The sequence below is a fragment of the Collinsella aerofaciens genome (assembly GCF_015546965.1).
GTDB lineage: Bacteria > Actinomycetota > Coriobacteriia > Coriobacteriales > Coriobacteriaceae > Collinsella > Collinsella aerofaciens_X.
Map to the genome: position 1 here is coordinate 1 of NZ_JADMUF010000012.1, position 16,918 is coordinate 16,918.

A 16,918-nucleotide genomic window follows, 5' to 3' on the forward strand; every position below is an offset into this window, starting at 1 on the left:
GCGGTCCATCCGGTTCGACCGGGCCGCGCGGCAAGGAGATATATTGCCAGACCGGAGGGCCCCCGCGGGCGGGAATCCCGCACTCCATATTTTGTTCACAAATGAATAGGTCCCTCAGTCGCATCACTGGGGTTAAAACTGAAGCATTGGCTTCTGATATTGGCGATGACCAGCTGTTTTATAGGTGTTAAGGCATCGGTCATCTCTGGAGCGCCACTTTACTCCAAAAGCATCAGCTATTTGTTTCCCGTCGGTAAAAGGCAGGTTTTGTTCGCCGAGCGTTCTTATATATAGAGAAGTTCGGGTTCGAACCCGTGCACCGGCAACAAAAAAGCGGCCGGCATCCGCCAGTCGCTTTTCTATTCTATGGTGGGCCGTCAGGGGTTCAGCCTGCTCCGCAGGCGGCCGCTGCGGCGCTTTCGCGCCTTGCGCGCTGCGCTGGCAAACGCTCGCGCGTTTACTCAGCTCCGCGCCCTTTCGGGTTCGAACCCGTGGCGCGGCAATAAAAAAGCGGCCGGCATCCGCCAGTCGCTTTTCTATTCTATGGTGGGCCGTCAGGGGTTCGAACCCTGGACCTTGGGATTAAAAGTCCCCTGCTCTGCCAGCTGAGCTAACGGCCCGCGGGTGGCATTGTACCACGGTCTGGGACTATTCCCAACTCCATTGGCCGTTCTGGAAAATCACAACTTCACGTCCATCAGGTGTGATGCCCGTAATATCGATATCGTCCGTGCCAATCATAAAGTCGACGTGCGCGCTCGAGACGTTAACACCATGCTCCAGGAGCTCCTCCTTGGACATGTCATACCCACCCTCGATGCATTCGGGGAAGCCGACTCCCAGCGCAAGATGACAGCTGGCGTTCTCGTCATAGAGCGTGTCATAGAACAGAACGCCACTTTCGCGGATCGGAGTGTTCTTGGAAATGAGCGCGGCCTCGCCCAGATGAGCGGCACCTTCATCGGTGTCAATAATGCTCGCAAGCGTCGCCTTGCCCACACGGGCATCGTAGTCCACTACGCGGCCGGCCTCGAACTTAATCCAAAAATCGTCAACCTTGTTACCGTGGTGGATGAGCGGCATGGCCGAGTACACGATACCGTCGGCGCGCATGCGATCGGGCGAGGTGAAAACCTCCTCGGTGGGGATGTTGGGGAAGAAGGGGTGTCCATCGGGCGTCTTGCCCTTGCCACCGGCCCACTCGTGACCCTTCGTCATGCCAATCGTCAGATCGGTTCCATTTGCCGAGGTGTAATGCAGCCGGTCAAAACGATTGTCGTTCAGGAAGCGCAAGTTCTTTTCGAACGCTGCGTCATGAAGCTCCCAGTCGCTCTCCGGGTCCTGGCCATCGGCGCGAGCGGTGTGCAGAATCGCATTCCACAGCTTATAGATTGCAACCTCATCGGCGTCTCCCGGGAACACCTCGCGCGCCCAAGCCACGACCGGAGCGCCGGCGATGCACCACGGGTTGATGTTGTAGTCCAGTCCACGGCGGAAGACCTTGCACTGCGTGTTCCTTGCCTTAGAAGCTGCAGCGGGCTTGGCGGGATCGATACCCTTGAGAGCCGCAGGATCCGCACCCTCGATAAAGATAAAGCAGGCACCGTCCTGGGCCAGGGAATCCAGCTGCAGGCGCTTCCACTCGGGCGTCTGCTCAAAATAGCTTTTCTCGACATGCTCGTACGTGAGCCTCGTCACGGCATCATCGGCCCAAATGACCGTCACGTGGCCAGCGCCGGCGGCATAAGCCTCCGCAACCACCACGCGGGCAAAGGGCGCGCACTCGACCGGAGACTGAACGACAACCTCCTGGCCGGGCTTGACGTTTACGCCCTTGCGGACAACCAGGCGCGCATAGTTTTTAATCTTGGGCTCCAGGGCCTTCATGCCCTCCAGAGCTTCTTCGACCGTCAGGGCAGCTCGAATCATGTGCCACTCCATCTATCTATAGAACAGTAAAAAGGCGCGCCGCTAAAACGACGCGCCTTATATCTTAGCGATATGTATGGATACAAACGCTACTTCTTCTTGGAGTCCTTCTTGTCCTCCTCGGCAGCCGAGCGCTCGATAAGAGCGTTGAGCTTGTTCTCGGACATGCCCTCGGCCTGCGCGCGGTACATGTTGCGCAAGGGACGAATACGAACGAAGTCGTAGATAAAGTCACCCAGGATGATGACATAGGACAAAACGATGCCGACCATCTGAACAGGACTGGACACCGTACCGCCGGGAGCGAAGTAGAGCGAAGCCCAAATTGCCACGACGAGTACCATGCCGATAGCGAGCACAGCCCACCAAATACGGCGGCGCTTGGTGTAGTCCTCGTCCTGCTTAAGGAGGATATTCGACACCGTATAGATGCGGTCCTCCTTGGCGCGCTGCTTAGCCTTGCGGGCGCGCTTCTCCTCCTTGGAAAGGCCGTCCAGGTTTTCACCCTTCTCGAGCTCTTTGCGGCGTGCCTTGGATGATGCTGGCACGACGCGAACGGAGCTCGCTGCCTGGCGGGCGGGTTTAGCAGATGCGGCGGACTTGCGCGCAACCCCGGTAACTTCGTGGGATTGCGTGCGCTTGTTCGTGGCGCTACGGGTACTCACTTATGCGTTCTCCTTCATGCTTGTGAACTGGGAGCCCGTGATGATCTGGAAGGCCTCGCGATAGCGCTCGGACGTGCCATCGATGACCTCGGCGGGCAGGTGCGGGGTCTCCCCCGTCATATCCCAGTTGGCTTTGAGCCAATTGCGGACGAATTGTTTGTCGTAGCTGGGCTGAATCTTGCCCTCCTCGTAGCTGGCGGCGGGCCAGAAACGGCTGGAGTCGGGCGTTAGGCACTCGTCGATCAGCGAAACCTTGCCATCGATGACACCAAACTCAAACTTAGTGTCGGCGATGATGATGCCTCGAGTCGCGGCATACTCGGCAGCGGCCTTGTAAATCTTGAGGGACAGGTCGCGAATCTGCGTGGCGATGTCCTCACCCACGATTTCGCAGCAACGCTCGAACGAAATGTTCTCGTCGTGGTCGCCGATCTCGGCCTTCGTGGACGGCGTGAACAGCGGCTCGGGAAGCTTGGAGGCCTCGGTCAGACCCTCGGGCAGCTGGATGCCGCAGACGGTGCCGTTCTCGTCATAGGTCTTCTTGCCCGAACCGGTCAGATAACCGCGGACGATGCACTCGATAGGAATCGTCTGGGCCTTCTTGACCAGCATGGCGCGACCTGCGAGGTAGTCACGATACTCGGCAAACTCCTCGGGGAAATCCGCCGGATCGATGGAGACGAGATGGTTGGGAACGATGTCGGCAAACTTATCGAACCAGAATGCCGAGATGCGGTTGAGCACCTCTCCCTTAAACGGAATCTCGTCGGGAAGAATGAAGTCGAACGCAGAAATGCGGTCGGTGGCGACCATCAGCAGGTTTTCACCGGCATCGTAGATATCACGAACCTTGCCACGGGAATCCGGACGACGCTCCATCGTAGTCACGTGAGTCACTCCTTACCAAAATACGACAGTAATGCGGGTTCTTTCCCGCACGTTTTCGCAAACTCGGAGCGGCAGGGACGAAACCCCTCCTTCACCGAATAGCGAAAAGCTAGTGCTCCATTGTAGTAGATGCCGCGTCCGCCGTGTGCTCGCGAGGCAGATGAATCGTAAAAGTCGTACCCTTTCCAAGCTCCGACTCCACGGATATGTAGCCGTGATGACGCTCGACAATCTGCTTGGTCACGGCGAGGCCCACGCCCAGGCCACCCGCCTCGCGGGCGCGACTGGCGTCGGCACGCCAAAAACGACCGAAGATGCGCGACAAATCATCCTTGGCGATACCGATGCCTGTATCCGAAACCGCGATATCGACGTGCTTGCGGTCGCTGAGCACCGACACCACGACCCAACCCCCCTCGGGGGTATAGCGCATGGCGTTACTCAAGAGGTTGATGACGCATTGCGTGATCATGTCGGGATCCGCCTCGACAACGTCATCGTGGCCCTGCGTCTCATCTGCAAAGCGCAGACGCAGGTCACGGTCGGCAAACAGGCGCTCCTGGCCATTCACAATCGAACGCACAAACGGCACCATGTCCACCGGCTCCAGGTTGAGCGGCGCGGTACTGTTTTCCATGCGCGACAGGTCGAGCATCTGCTGCACCAGACGGGCCAGACGACGCGTCTCCGATGCGACTGTCTCCAGGTGCTCGTCGTCGGTGGGATACACACCGTCTTGCATGGCCTCGACCGTTGCAAGCATGGCCATGAGCGGCGTGCGCAGCTCGTGGGCAACATCAGAGGTCAGGCGCTTCTCGTGTTTCATATCCTTTTCGAGCGAGGTGGCCATCTCGTCGAAGGTCTCTCCCAGCTGATCGATCTCATCATCGCCGCGCAAGCCCGTACGAGCGGACAGGTCTCCATCGCGAATCTGCTTGGCGGTGCTGGTAATACGATGAATCGGCTTGGTGAGCATGCGCGACATGAGCGCTCCGATAACGACCGAGATGCAGACGGCCACAACCGCGGCAAGGGCCATGGCGTTAAAGGTCTTCTCTCTGAATGCTGAATCTGCCCTGGTGAGCAGGGCATCGGAGCCGATGGCCCACAGCTTTACCTGTCCGACATGCTCGCCGGAAGACGTAACAATCTCGACGTTAGCAACGCTATCGGAGTCGGTTGGAGCAGACGAGACCGGGCTATGCGATGCCCTCTTGCCGCTCGTGTCGTCGGTCGTAGCCTGGTTTTCGCGTACATCGGCGGTGGCGCTTGCCGAGGGCCAGGAATCGTCATAAACGATCACGCCCTTTTTATTGACGACCTGCATGCCCAGATCGTCGGAAACCAAACTCGATGTTGCGACCGTGCGCAGTTCTCCCGCGGTCCAAGAGCCGTTTTCCTCATATGAGGTCGCCAACTTCTCGGCAGCGGAATTTGCGATTTCGACGATATTGGAGCGTGTGTAATCCGAAAAGACCGTGCCCCACACAACAGAGACAACGCCCACCAGCACCAATACTGTCATGAGCGATGTCAGAGCAAAAGCAAGTGCCATGCGCGAGGGATAGCTCATCGTTGGCCGTGAATCGGAACGAGGCGTGTTCCAACTAGCCTTGGAACCCGCCTCGCTCTCCTGCTTGTGCTTTTGTCCGATTTCAAAGCGCGCAGGTGTCATATGTGATTTCCCTATTTCTCGTCCGACTTATCGGTCTTAGCCGGAGCCTCGAAGCGATAGCCGACACCATGGACGGTGTAGAGCCACTTGGGCTTCTTGGGATCATCGCCCAGCTTGGCGCGAAGGTTCTTCACGTGGCTATCGATGGTGCGCTCATAGCCCTCAAAGTCGTACCCGAGCACCTTCTCGACCAGCTCCATGCGGTTATACACACGGCCGGGATGGCGGGCAAGCGTGGTGAGCAGCTTGAACTCGGAAGCCGTCAGATCGACTTCCTTACCCTCGACCAAGATCTTGTGGCCCGAGATATCGATGACCAGATCGCCGAAGTCGAGTACCTCGACGGCGGGCTCGTCGGCCTGATGGGCACGGCGGAACAGAGCGCGAACGCGGGCGACGAGCTCGCGCGGCGAGAACGGCTTAATCAGATAGTCGTCGGCGCCGAGCTCAAGACCGATAATACGGTCCTCAATCTCGCCCTTAGCCGTCAGCATGATGATGGGGACATCCGAGGTATCGCGAATGGTGCGGCAAACGCGCTCGCCGGGGATCTTGGGGAGCATAAGGTCGAGCACGACCAGGTCGAACTGATGCTTCTCGAACTCCTCGATCGCGGACTGGCCGTCGCCGACGCCCACAACCCAGTAGCCTTCGCGCTCGAGATAGGCAGCGACGGCGTCACGGATTGCCTTCTCATCCTCGACCAGCAGAATCTTTTTTGCATCTGAAGCCATAACACGGCCCCCCTGTCTCAATTAGCTAAGAACAAGCCCATTTTAACGCACCTGAGCCCGCCGGATGCCGCTATGACGCGGCAGCTCGGCGGGCGGTACTCACAATTACAACGCGTTTATTCCCCTGTTGGCGCCTTTTTAACCCCTCTAAGCTTAAAGAGAAAATAGGCGTGCAGCGACCGTCTCTGGTATACCCTGGCTGTTGCGCACCGTGGCGTACGTAAGGAATGAGTCCGATTTTCCCGCCGTAGCTGGATAATCGCCATACTCCAAAGCGCGGTCGGGCGACAGCAGCGAGCCATAGGTCTTGGCAGAGGTGTCGATCAGGAAATGCGACGCCTGTACCTTAACAAGGTATTTATTCTTCTTGCCAGCCGCACATGCGAGCGGCTCGCGTGACAGGAAGAGGTACGGCCCTCCCTCATTACCGATATACGTGCCCATATTGCCCAGGCTGCCCACGCCACTATAGGCCGCCTCGATAGAAAACACGAAGGTATCGCCCATATACACGGCCTCGAAAGGCGAAACTGACGAAGGGAGGACCAGCTGGGCACGCTTGGTGTTGTTGCCGTCGGTCAGATCAATTGCCGTTATGCCGTAGTAGACGCCCTCGTCGTTGCGGACACGCGGCGAGATGGTCAAAATGCCGTCGCTCGCGCGCGGGGCCGATGCAAAGCGGCCCGTCGATTTCCAAATTGCCTCGGCCTTGGATTCATCAAGCGAGCGACGATAGCAAAACGAATCACTACTCGTTTTATTGCCGCCTGCCGAAGGCATTTTATACCAGATAACCGATGACCCAAACGCCGTAAACAGGGGCGGATCATAGTCCTTGCCACCTCGATCGAGCTCAACCACATCGCCAGAGAGCGAAGCGCCCGATAGATTTTGAGCGTAGAGTTTCCACGATGAATTGGCAAAGTTCATCTCAACCCACGCGAATACGCCGTCGCCGGCACGGACATCGTAGAATGCATATCCCGTGCCCTCGATAGGATCCTCGATTAATGTGGTAAGCGAGCCATCGCCCAGGTTAAGCACACCGAGTGTGTTGGCGTGCAGTGCCGATGCGGGCGCCATCATCGCCGCGGCGTAATCGCCGTCGCAGTAGTACAGCAGCGTACCCAGAGGCAGCGTCCACGACGCCGCCGGCTCAAGATCGATGTCGACTGCCTCGTACTCATCCGTAATCGAGATGATTTTGGAATCGTCCTTGATAACCTGCGGCTCGCCGGTGGCATCATCGCTGGTGCCCGTTTTTTTCGAGCATCCGGCAAGCACCGTGGCAGCGCCCGCGGCAGCCCCACCGAGCACAAAGCCGCGACGCGATATTCCGTTCTTGTTGTGATCGGCGATACCCATTAGGCGATCTCGGCGCGAGCGGCCTCGATAGCGCGTGTAAGCTGGTCGGCGCAGGAGGTCTTTTTCATACCGCAGGTATTACCGGCGAGAACCTCGATTACGCGATCGGCAGGAGCGCCCTCGACCAGCTTGGAGATTGCCTTGAGATTGCCGTCGCAGCCACCGGTAAACTCAACGCCCATCACCTTGTTGCCGTCATCGGAAAGGTCAAGGTGAATATTGCGAGCACACACGCCCTGAGGCTTGTAATCAAACGAAATCATGCGATCCCCTCTCAGAATGTTATTCGAGACGACTATTATCCCCGTCTTTCCCTAAATGCAACGAGGCGCTTTGCCGGCAACACACATTACCAGCAAAGCGCCCTAAAAAGCTAACGTTATGCTCGAACCTACTCGAAGCTCAGCTGCTCCAGACGATCAAAGACTGTGTCGATACGAGTGAGGAAGTCCCACGGATCAAAAATCTCGTCGAGCTTCTCCTGGCTGACGGTGCAGCGCGGGTCGGCCTCGAGACGCTCCTTAAAGGTGGGGCCGGAGACACAATCCTGTACCTCGTGCCAGGTTGCCATGGCGTTCTCCTGCACGATAGCGTAGGCGTCCTCGCGGGTGATGCCCGTATCGACGAGGGCCAGCAAGACCTTGGAGGAGAAGATGAGGCCGCGTGTCTTGTTAAGGTTGGCCATCATGCGAGCGGGATACAGCTGCAGACCGTCGATAACACGGATGAGGCACTGGAACATGTGGTCGAGCGCGATGAAGCTATCGGCCTGGGCGACTCGCTCGGCAGAGGAGTGCGAAATGTCACGCTCGTGCCACAGGGCGACGTTATCGAAGGCAACCTGGGCGTTGGACTTCACGACACGCGACAGACCGCAGACCTTCTCCATGGTGATGGGGTTGCGCTTGTGCGGCATGGCGGAGCTGCCCTTTTGGCCCTTGCGGAAGGGCTCCTCGGCCTCGAGCGTATCGGTCTTCTGCAGGTTGCGGACCTCGGTAGCGATACGCTCACAGGTGGCCGCGGTGGTGGCGAGAACGCCGGCGAGGTAGGCGTGATGGTCGCGGCTGATAACCTGCGTGGACAGCGGGTCGTGAACCAGGCCCAGGTGCTCGCAGACATATTCCTCGACAAACGGCTCGATGGAGCTGTACGTGCCGACAGCGCCCGAGATGGCACCGAAGGCAACATTCTTGCGGGCGTCCTCAAGACGGTCCAGATCGCGCTTGAGCTCCCAGGCCCAAGAGCCAAACTTCATGCCGAAGGTCATCGGCTCGGCGTGGATGCCATGAGTGCGGCCAGCACAGAGCGTGTTGCGCTCCTCGAAGGCGCGACGCTTGCAGATCTCGCCGAGCTTCTTGACATCCTCGATGATCAGGTCGCAGGCCTGGGTGAGCTGGTAGCACAGGGCCGTGTCGCCCAGATCGGAGCTGGTCATGCCATAGTGAACCCAGCGGCTGGGCTTGGGGTCGCCCTCGGGAACATCGGCATCGATGTATTCCTTCATGTTGGTCAGGAAGGCAATGACGTCGTGGCGCGTGACTTCCTCGATCTCATCGACCTTCGCCTTCTCAAAGTTGGCATGGTCGCGGATCCACTGGGCCTCGTCTTTGGAAATACCAATCTTGCCGAGCTCCGCCTGGGCCTCGCAGGCCAGAACCTCGATCTCCTGCCAAATGGCGTACTTGTTCTCGAGGGAGAAGATGTGTCCCATCTCCGGGCGGGTATAGCGATCGATCATAGCGGCTCCCTTTTGGTTATTGGCACGTTGGTCGTAACCCAACCATTGTACCGTGCGCAGGTGCAAGTATGGGCAGTAGGCATTAACCTAACATTTTGCCGCAAGAGCAGCCATGGGGACATCCGCGTATTTGCTTCGCAAATCCGCACCGGCTTCAGGCGAGCCCCTCAGCTTCACGAAGCCGAAGGGGAAGACTCCGCCGAATTGTCCGTCCCCACGTCTTCCTTTGCTGATGGAGCGGGCAACGGGACGTCCGCGTATTTGCTTCGCAAATCCGCACCGGCTGCGGCCGCCTATCGGCGACCTTGCCTGCTCGCTATAAACGCTTCGCGTTTATTTAACGCTCGCACCCCGTCGGGTTCGAGTCCCGGCACTTTATTGAAAAAGGCACGGTAACGAAACGTTACCGTGCCTGAAATTCGAATGGAGCGGGCAACGGGACTCGAACCCGCGAGTGTCAGCTTGGGAAGCTGATGCCTTACCACTTGGCGATGCCCGCATATGTGGGGGATAGTATAACGCGGTTGTCTTGTTCGATACAAGGGTGGCAATGCTTGTTTTAGCTGTGGAGATTCGTTTGAAAATCGCGTCAATTGTGGAGACGAGGACCTTTGACTTCCTGTTCCCCTTATCTTCTACCTGCGCTTTTGCTTGATTGTTGTATTTGAGCTCAATTTGTCAGGAATTGGGCAAGCTTTTGGTCAGGCTCCGGTACTTACCCGCATGAACCTCGGGGGTAGCCTCATCCTACGCGTCGCAGCCTCCCCGTGCGACGCACGAGGGATAAGGAGCAGCCATGTCCAACGCACCCACGCACTCTGTCCACAGCGCAATCGCAACAGGTCCGCTGCTCCTGCTCCTCTTCCTGCTTTTCGGCTGCCTGGCACCGGGAGCCGCATTTGCCGTCGATGGCTACGACCAGCTCGGCTTCCGCACTATTAGCGATGATTGTGGACCCTTCTTCATCGGCAAGTATGAAGCTCAAGACACCTCGATTGCCTACTGCATGAACCAGGAGCGCCCCGGCCCCACCAAACCGGGCGGCCCATGGCTCAACTTTGATCAAGGCTGGGTGTGGCTCGACGACGAGTTCGCGGCAATCGTTTGTCACGGATATCCCACCACCACGTCGTTTGGCGGTTACCATCTTTCACCCGATCGCGCCCGCGCCGCCACCCAGCTTGCCGTATGGATGCTCAACGGCACTACCCATGTCGACGGCACCTACTCCTACACGACCGCTCAGGGTAAAACCAAGAGCGGACACTTTACCGCCGACAATGAAGTCGTGGCGGCTGCGCGGTGGCTCCACGACAGCGCAAAATCAGGACGCATCAAAGCCGCTCCGCACCGCGCGCGACGCTATCTAGGGGCCGTATCGGGCGGCAGCAAACGTCAAGACATGCTCTATGTACTGCCGGCGGTGTCTGTTTCCTTCCAAAAGCAGTCTGCTAACACCGTTATTACCAGCGGAAACAATACCTATCAGTTTACCGGGGCAACATTCGATATTTTTGAGAGCGCCAGCGGCGCGCGTGTCGGCACCATCAAGATGGACAGCAACGGTCGAGCGCAAGCAACACTTCTGCCCAACACGGCATACTACCTAGTTGAAACGAAGGCGCCGGCCGGCTATGTCCCCCGCCACGATCGTATTGCCTTTACCACGGGGAATGACGGCGGGCGGGTCGCCATTGATGAACAGCCCGGCACCATCAACCTGCGTATCGTAAAACTCGATGCCGCGACGAATGCCGGCCACCAGGTGGGAGCTTCGCTCGCAGGAGCAGAGTTCACGTGTGTGTCGCAATCAGCCCCTGGATGGGCACAAATCCTCACGACCGACGAAAGCGGTCGGGCCACCCTCGCCGATGTCCCCTTAGGAACCTTTACCATCTACGAATCAAAAGCCCCCGAGGGCTACCTGCCATCCAACGACAGCTGGACCTATACCGTTGGAGCCGACCAGCTCGGCGATTCAGGCGTGGTCGAGATCGAATCTCGCGTTTCCGATATCCCCATTGCGTTTAACCTTGAGATTTCCAAATTCAAGGATTACGGCAATAGCGACCAATCCGGCCTGGAGCAGCCGGCGGGTGGTGTTGTCTTTGAGGTTGTCAGCAACAGCTCTCAGCAGGTTGTTGGCACACTGACCACAAACATCTATGGCTTTGCCTCCACCGAAGATCAGCCCGAAGCATGGTTCGGCACAGGCAAGCGACCCGCCGGTGTCCACGGAGCCGTCCCATACGACCGTGCCGGCTACACGGTTCGCGAGGTTCCGGAAACCGTCCCCGAGGGTTTTAAACGTGCAGGGGAATGGACCGTCGGGGCAAATCAGATTTCCGACGGCGCCGAGCTTCAATATATCGTGGACAACCACGCTCTGTCGACGCATCTCCAGATTGTAAAACGCGATGCCCAAACAGGCGCTTCTGTTCCCCTAGCCGGATTCACCTTCCAACTCCTCGACAGCAATCACGAACCTGTCTCACAAACTTGCTGGTATCCAGCACATAACGTAATGGACACCTTTACGACTGACGCGACCGGGACCGTCACACTGCCCGAATCGCTCGTGCCGGGCACCTATTATGTACGCGAAACCTCGGCCAAAGAGCCCTATCTTGTCAGCGAAGAAATCGAGGTAAACATACCCGCCGACATGAACCTAACGCCCGTTGCAATCGCCTCGTATTATGACCTCGCCGCGACCGGAAATATCAGGATCGTTAAAACCGATGCCGTAGACGGCAGCAGCCTCGCGGGCGCCATCTTTGAGATCCGTGCCTCGGGTGATATCGTGCGCCCCGACGGTAGCATTGCCGCACTCGACGGTGAGACTGTCGCGACCGTCACGACGGATGAAACTGGAGAAGCACGCGCGGACAACCTCCCACTGGGATCTGGCACCGCACGCTACGAGGTTGTCGAGACTCAAGCGCCGGCAGGCTTCTTGCTCGATCAGACAACCCATATTGTCGACCTTACTTATGCCGACCAGAAAACACCCGTTGTAGAAGCACGGCTTAACGTATCCGACGATTACACCAAGGTTGATATCTCCAAGGTCGATGCAAGCGGTGAGCAGGAAGTAGAAGGCGCACGGCTCACCTTATATGGTCCCGATAAAACCGAAATAGACTCCTGGACCTCATCCGACAAGCCACACCGCGTCGAACATCTTGCACCCGGCACCTACTCGTTGCGCGAAATGATGTCTCCGCGGACCTATGACCTTGCCGAGGAGATAACGTTTGAAATAAAGGATACGGGAGAAGTCCAATCCGTCGCGATGAAGGATGCGCCCATCGAGATCAAGGGGCAGGTCGACAAGCGTCAGGAACTTGTCCAACCTATCGAAAAGGGCCTGTTGGCTAACGGCGATGGTAAAAACCGTGCCGCGATGCAAACCAATACGGATGGGCTTTTCTCCTATACCATCGACGCTCGAAACGATTCAACTACCTGGGTTGATGAGTTTACAATTACCGATGATCTTGAGTGTGCCGAGGACGATACGGCGAGATTCGTCTCAATCGAAACCCCCGTCGCCATCGGCGACCTCAATGGTCTGTGCAACGTGTGGTATCGCACGACGCCGTTGGACTCGACAGACGTCGATGAGCCGGCAAACGCGACACTTGACGATGGGCACGAAAATCCTTGGCTTGAGTCCGACGAAGTAAGGGAAAGTCTGGGTGAGGATTGCCGCCTCGTCGATTACGACGGCTGGCACCTCTGGAAGGCGGATGTCTCGACCACGGAATCCACCACACTCGAGGCGAAAGAACTCGACCTTGCGTCCAATACCGTCGTAACGGGCATTCGCATTGAATACGGTGCGGTAGCCGCCGGCTTTACGACTCGAAGCGATGCGGATTCTTGGACCCGCGATGATCTCAAAGATGAGCACGACGACCTTGACGATGCCAAAGCAATCCTTGGCACAGACGCTCGGGGCGCAATCGTGCACATGCAGGCGACGTCGGCTTATACGCCCCAAACCGCACTCACCAACAGCGCACGCGTCGATCTTTGCCGCAACGGCGGCGGCGATAAACTTGAGTCACATGACGAGGACCGTGTCATTCAACGCTGTACCCTACCGCAGGACCTACCGGCAACAGGATCAGTTCCCATCGCCGCTTGCATCACCGCGCTCCTGACCTCGGGTGCCGCAGCCCTATGGTTCGCTCGCCTTAGGTCGACCCCAAAGAAGCGCTAGCGCGATGAAAAAGCGGGCGAGCCAGTCCCCCTGGCTCGCCCGCTTTCAATCATGTAAATCGCCGTATCTACTCTGCAGACGAAGATCCACCATCAACGATTGCCTGCTCGGACTCAGGAATCCCATCGGCACCCGTACTCTGTTCTTGCTCCACCTCTTCGCTGATTGCGGAGGCGGGGGTCGAGCCCTTTGCACCCACGATGTAGGCAGCCCCAAATCCTAACGCAATGGCAATCAAGGTCAAAATCACGTAGACAGGCCAATGGCGCTTAATATACGAAAACACGTTGACTCCTTAGAGCTCCGTCTACGAACGGCGGATAACCTCGGTCACGACCTCGGATACCGTGGCAATGTTCGTCGGGTTGACATTGTGGGGCAGGTCGTCCTCGGTACGAGCGCAAGCCAGACGCGTGCCGTCCACGCCGGCGATGGTGAGGGCTCGGCGGCTCGCCTCGAGCGCGGCATAGGCATCGGTCTTGGCATAGGGCATCTCGAGCGCGCCACAATCGACATGGAACGACTTGCACACCTTGCTGACCAGGTTCATGATGCGGCGATCGCCCTTGAGCAGCTGCTGTTCGCCCTCGACCGTCACCACCGAAAGCCTACCGGCGCCGACGGATTCAAGATTGATGAAGAATACGCCGCGGAGCTTATCGCGATGCGAAGCCAAGAAGGCCTTCATGCCGGCGCCATCACAATCCGAGGCGCCCGTTGCCACAAACCAGATATCGTGACCGAGCAGCTCATCATCGCCCATAGAGGCGACAGCCGAGAGCATATCTTCGGAAGAAGCGCCATCGGAAGACGTAGCGCCGCCCTTCCAGCCATCGTTATCGTCCTCGAAGTTATCCCATGAACCGATACCGCGACCGGACTTCTTGGCATCGTAATCGTCTTCGACGCCCAGCCAATCACTCATGCTGTCCTGCTCGTTTTTCCTTTTACGACCGAACAGGCCACCCAGGCCGCGTTTGCGAGACTTGGGTGCCGCTGGGGCGGGAGCCGAAATGGTCTCGATCGGCTGCGCGCCCGACGCAACGGGCATAGAAGGCGCAACGGGTGCCGATGTGGGTTCGGGACCCTGGGCAGTAGCAAAGGGGTCGTTGACCTGGGCAGAGGGATCGGGAAGGTCGAACAGCGACGTGCGAGACGCAACGTTTGCCTGCTTCATAGACGGCAGCGACGGATCGGGGACCGAAGCCAGCGGAGACGAGGAAGGTGCAGGCGACGGTGCCGACGCCGGATCGGGAACATTCATCTGCGGACGCGGCGATGCCTGGGAGGAAATCTGGGCCATAAGGGAATCGACCGTTTCGTCCTGGGTGGGAGCGACATTGGCAACCGTGGCACCGGAACCACTCGGGGTCGGCATGGTGAAAATCTGCGTGGAGTAAGGCCTCGACTCATCCGTCTCGGGAGTCTCGGAAACCGCAGGCACTTCCTCCTGCTCGACCTCGGTCGAATCACCTTGATCGGCTGCCGCGTATTGCTCTTCGTCAGAGTTGGCCTCGACGGACTCGTCCTCGGCGGCATCTTGGATTTCGGCAGCATCAATGGGCTCGTCATCGTCTGCCGTGTCGCCCTGCTCATCGGAAACAGGAAGGGGCTCGGCAATTGCGGTGCCTTGCTTTTCAAACGTTATCGTGGAATCAAACTGCGCGGCATCAAACGACATGGTGCTATCGACGTGCTGCTGAGCCTCGAAAGACGTTGTTGCCTCAACAACATCCGCTGACGTCGGTTGCTGGGACTCAAAGGACGTCGTAGCTTCGGCAGCGTCGACGGGCCCGGACTGCATAGCCTCGTTCTGCTCAAACTCTTGCGCCGCGCGCTCACGTGCCGCCTCGGCTGCCTGCTGCTGAGCGATAGCCTCCTGCTCGGCAGCCTCGCGTGCGGCAGCGCGCTTCTCCTCGAAATCGTCGACAAATTTCCTGCCCTTTGCAAGCGCACCCTTAAAGAAGCTGGAAGCGCTGGCGCCAATCGAAGAGAACGCGGATGCAATATCGGCATGGGGCGTTGCCGCGGGAATCTCGGCAGAGAAATCAGTATCGCTCTCGTAAGACACGCGCCTCGGCTGTTCAACGTAATCGTCGTCAGACTCGTCCGCAACGTCTTGCGCCGGCGCGGCGGGAGCCAAAATGTCCAGTCCTGCCGCGGGATCGATCGCAGACACCGCCTCGGGCTCGGCAGCGGTAACCGCGGCAGACTCATCATCCACGGTGGCAACGGGCGCAGGCGCCGTCACGACGGGCGCAGGCTCGGGCTCAAACGTCGGCTCCTCGCCCTCCTCGTAATCGAGCGTGCAGGACTCGGGAAGCATTCCGAGCGCACGGATGGCATCCGAACCAAAGCGGATGTTGCCGGCGGCGTTGCGATAGAGCTTGGGCTCGGGCTCGGCCGCGGCAGGCTCCTCCGCCGGCTCAGCAGCGGGAACCTCGTCATTGAACTCTTCGTCCTGGACAGCCTGATTCTGATCCTCGGGCACGATGGCGCCAATCAGCGTCTCGTCGGCAGACGCACCCTCAAAGCCCTCGATCTGCTCGTCAAAAGCCTCGCCCTGTTCGGGCTCGGTTTGAGCGTCGGGAGCAATCGGCTGACCGAACTCGTCCTCGGCGTAGGTAGGCTCTTCGTACTCGATGGTGTTGCCGTAGTCGTTTTGCTGCTGGGCCGCGGCATACTCCGCCGCCGCGCGCGCCATTTCCTCGGCACGACGTTTCTGCTCCCCAAAATAGGTATCGAACGGAACATCGTCGGGAAACTCGTTCTCGCCCTGGAAGGGAGCAACGTTGTCCATAACGCCGAGCATAGCGGCGACAGAAGACTTGTTGCACACCGCGCCGGACGTATAGGGAAGAATGTGGCGGTTAGAGATGATGTTTGCCGCGTTGGCAAGTGCAACGAGGGAAACGAGGATCGCGACAATCCACAGCAGAACCTTGAGCGCGCCGGGGAGCGGCAGGATACGCAGGATGGCAACGGCAGCAGGGGCAACCGTGGCAACGGGCAACAGCTTGGCGATGAGCGCACGATACGAAGCATAGGGCTCGCGGGCGAGCAGCTCAGCACGGGGAGAGTCGTAGTGTGCGACAACGACCACCGGGCGGTTGCGCGGAGACGCGAGCGGGCCCGAGGCCTTGTGGTAGGCGATGACATTTTGGCTCACGCCCGTCTTGCCCAGGCGCGAAACCACGGGGTGGCCCGTGCGCTCGAGCACGTAAAGAACGGCGCCGACAATGGCCAGCAAGGTGCCGACCAAGCCGATACCGCCGCCGATGCCCATCAGCAGGGCGCCGGCAAACGCAAGAATACCGGTAACGGCAAATGCCAATCTACTGGGCGCCGGGGCATTGAACTCCTGAACCTCGGGGTCAAAGCCGTGGTTGCGGAAGATCTGAGCGATATCCTCGGCAGCCAAGCGCTCTTCTTCGCTGCATGCCGGCGTAATGCCGGTGTTCTGCAGCAGGTGGTTAATATAGTTCTGGGTGTTCGCCATGTGCGCTCCACATCCATAATCCGACAAATAGGCCCAATGCATGCACATTAGAACCGTATATAGTCGAAAGTATACCCCGAGCGAGCGCAAACGACCGAATTCGGGCCATCTTAACGCCCCGAGCGGACAAGGATATAGCCTAATCTCCATATCGGACTAAAATCATGGCAACAAACCACCTTCCCATGCGAGGACTC

Annotated in this window: 11 protein-coding genes and 2 tRNA genes; 1 reads left to right on the plus strand and 12 read right to left on the minus strand. The window is 58.5% G+C overall.

All coding sequences use genetic code 11. The features are described from left to right. Positions 1-544 precede the first annotated feature (544 nt). The 10 genes from I1M21_RS08280 to I1M21_RS08325 form a co-directional block, all read right to left on the minus strand. A tRNA-Lys gene (locus I1M21_RS08280) sits at positions 545-620 on the minus strand. A 28-nt stretch (positions 621-648) separates the two neighbouring features. Continuing rightward, positions 649-1,929, minus strand: coding sequence for an aminopeptidase (locus I1M21_RS08285; RefSeq protein WP_195193213.1), 1,281 nt, complete (start codon positions 1,927-1,929; stop codon positions 649-651). Positions 1,930-2,018: 89 nt separating this feature from the next. Then, a complete protein-coding gene (locus I1M21_RS08290) occupies positions 2,019-2,594 on the minus strand; it encodes a hypothetical protein (protein WP_195193214.1) in 576 nt (191 codons plus the stop codon). Continuing rightward, complete coding sequence (locus I1M21_RS08295) at positions 2,595-3,473, minus strand: phosphoribosylaminoimidazolesuccinocarboxamide synthase (RefSeq protein WP_195193237.1); 879 nt, start codon at positions 3,471-3,473, stop codon at positions 2,595-2,597. A 118-nt stretch (positions 3,474-3,591) separates the two neighbouring features. Next, a complete protein-coding gene (locus I1M21_RS08300) occupies positions 3,592-5,157 on the minus strand; it encodes a sensor histidine kinase (protein WP_195193215.1) in 1,566 nt (521 codons plus the stop codon). A gap of 11 nt (positions 5,158-5,168) precedes the next feature. After that, on the minus strand, positions 5,169-5,891 hold the full coding sequence (locus I1M21_RS08305) for a response regulator (RefSeq protein ID WP_006236208.1): 723 nt from the start codon (positions 5,889-5,891) through the stop codon (positions 5,169-5,171). 153 nt (positions 5,892-6,044) lie between these two features. Beyond that, entirely contained in the window at positions 6,045-7,256 is a 1,212-nt protein-coding gene (locus I1M21_RS08310) for a twin-arginine translocation signal domain-containing protein (protein ID WP_195193216.1), read from the minus strand. Next, on the minus strand, positions 7,256-7,519 hold the full coding sequence (locus tag I1M21_RS08315) for a TIGR03905 family TSCPD domain-containing protein (protein ID WP_117848466.1): 264 nt from the start codon (positions 7,517-7,519) through the stop codon (positions 7,256-7,258). The genes I1M21_RS08310 and I1M21_RS08315 overlap by 1 nt, the downstream gene beginning before the upstream one ends. 128 nt (positions 7,520-7,647) lie before the next feature. Next, entirely contained in the window at positions 7,648-8,994 is a 1,347-nt protein-coding gene (purB, locus tag I1M21_RS08320; RefSeq protein WP_055251306.1) for an adenylosuccinate lyase, read from the minus strand. A 424-nt stretch (positions 8,995-9,418) separates the two neighbouring features. Next, a tRNA-Gly gene (locus I1M21_RS08325) sits at positions 9,419-9,493 on the minus strand. Between the two features lie 297 nt (positions 9,494-9,790). On the opposite strand from I1M21_RS08325, the gene I1M21_RS08330 reads away from it, so the two are divergent. Then, the gene (locus I1M21_RS08330) at positions 9,791-13,222 is read left to right on the plus strand and encodes a SpaA isopeptide-forming pilin-related protein (RefSeq protein WP_195193217.1); all 3,432 of its coding nucleotides are present in this window, start codon (positions 9,791-9,793) and stop codon (positions 13,220-13,222) included. A gap of 67 nt (positions 13,223-13,289) precedes the next feature. Here I1M21_RS08330 and I1M21_RS09860 read toward each other — a convergent pair whose 3' ends face one another. Beyond that, positions 13,290-13,508 (minus strand): hypothetical protein, encoded by a 219-nt coding sequence (locus I1M21_RS09860; RefSeq protein ID WP_022094153.1) that lies wholly within the window; start codon positions 13,506-13,508, stop codon positions 13,290-13,292. 21 nt (positions 13,509-13,529) lie between these two features. Next, positions 13,530-16,721 carry a hypothetical protein gene (locus tag I1M21_RS08335; RefSeq protein ID WP_195193218.1) on the minus strand — a complete coding sequence of 1,064 codons (3,192 nt, stop codon included), beginning with the start codon at positions 16,719-16,721 and terminating at the stop codon, positions 13,530-13,532. Between the last annotated feature and the right edge of the window lie 197 nt (positions 16,722-16,918).

What these genes read in the sequence shown, in the direction of transcription:
- I1M21_RS08285 (WP_195193213.1), bottom strand. Translation starts at nt 1,929, where the DNA reads ATGATTCGAGCTGCCCTGACGGTCGAAGAAGCTCTGGAGGGCATGAAG.
- I1M21_RS08295 (WP_195193237.1), bottom strand. Translation starts at nt 3,473, where the DNA reads ATGGAGCGTCGTCCGGATTCCCGTGGCAAGGTTCGTGATATCTACGAT.
- I1M21_RS08300 (WP_195193215.1), bottom strand. Translation starts at nt 5,157, where the DNA reads ATGACACCTGCGCGCTTTGAAATCGGACAAAAGCACAAGCAGGAGAGC.
- I1M21_RS08305 (WP_006236208.1), bottom strand. Translation starts at nt 5,891, where the DNA reads ATGGCTTCAGATGCAAAAAAGATTCTGCTGGTCGAGGATGAGAAGGCA.
- I1M21_RS08310 (WP_195193216.1), bottom strand. Translation starts at nt 7,256, where the DNA reads ATGGGTATCGCCGATCACAACAAGAACGGAATATCGCGTCGCGGCTTT.
- I1M21_RS08315 (WP_117848466.1), bottom strand. Translation starts at nt 7,519, where the DNA reads ATGATTTCGTTTGATTACAAGCCTCAGGGCGTGTGTGCTCGCAATATT.
- purB (WP_055251306.1), bottom strand. Translation starts at nt 8,994, where the DNA reads ATGATCGATCGCTATACCCGCCCGGAGATGGGACACATCTTCTCCCTC.
- I1M21_RS08330 (WP_195193217.1), top strand. Translation starts at nt 9,791, where the DNA reads ATGTCCAACGCACCCACGCACTCTGTCCACAGCGCAATCGCAACAGGT.
- I1M21_RS08335 (WP_195193218.1), bottom strand. Translation starts at nt 16,721, where the DNA reads ATGGCGAACACCCAGAACTATATTAACCACCTGCTGCAGAACACCGGC.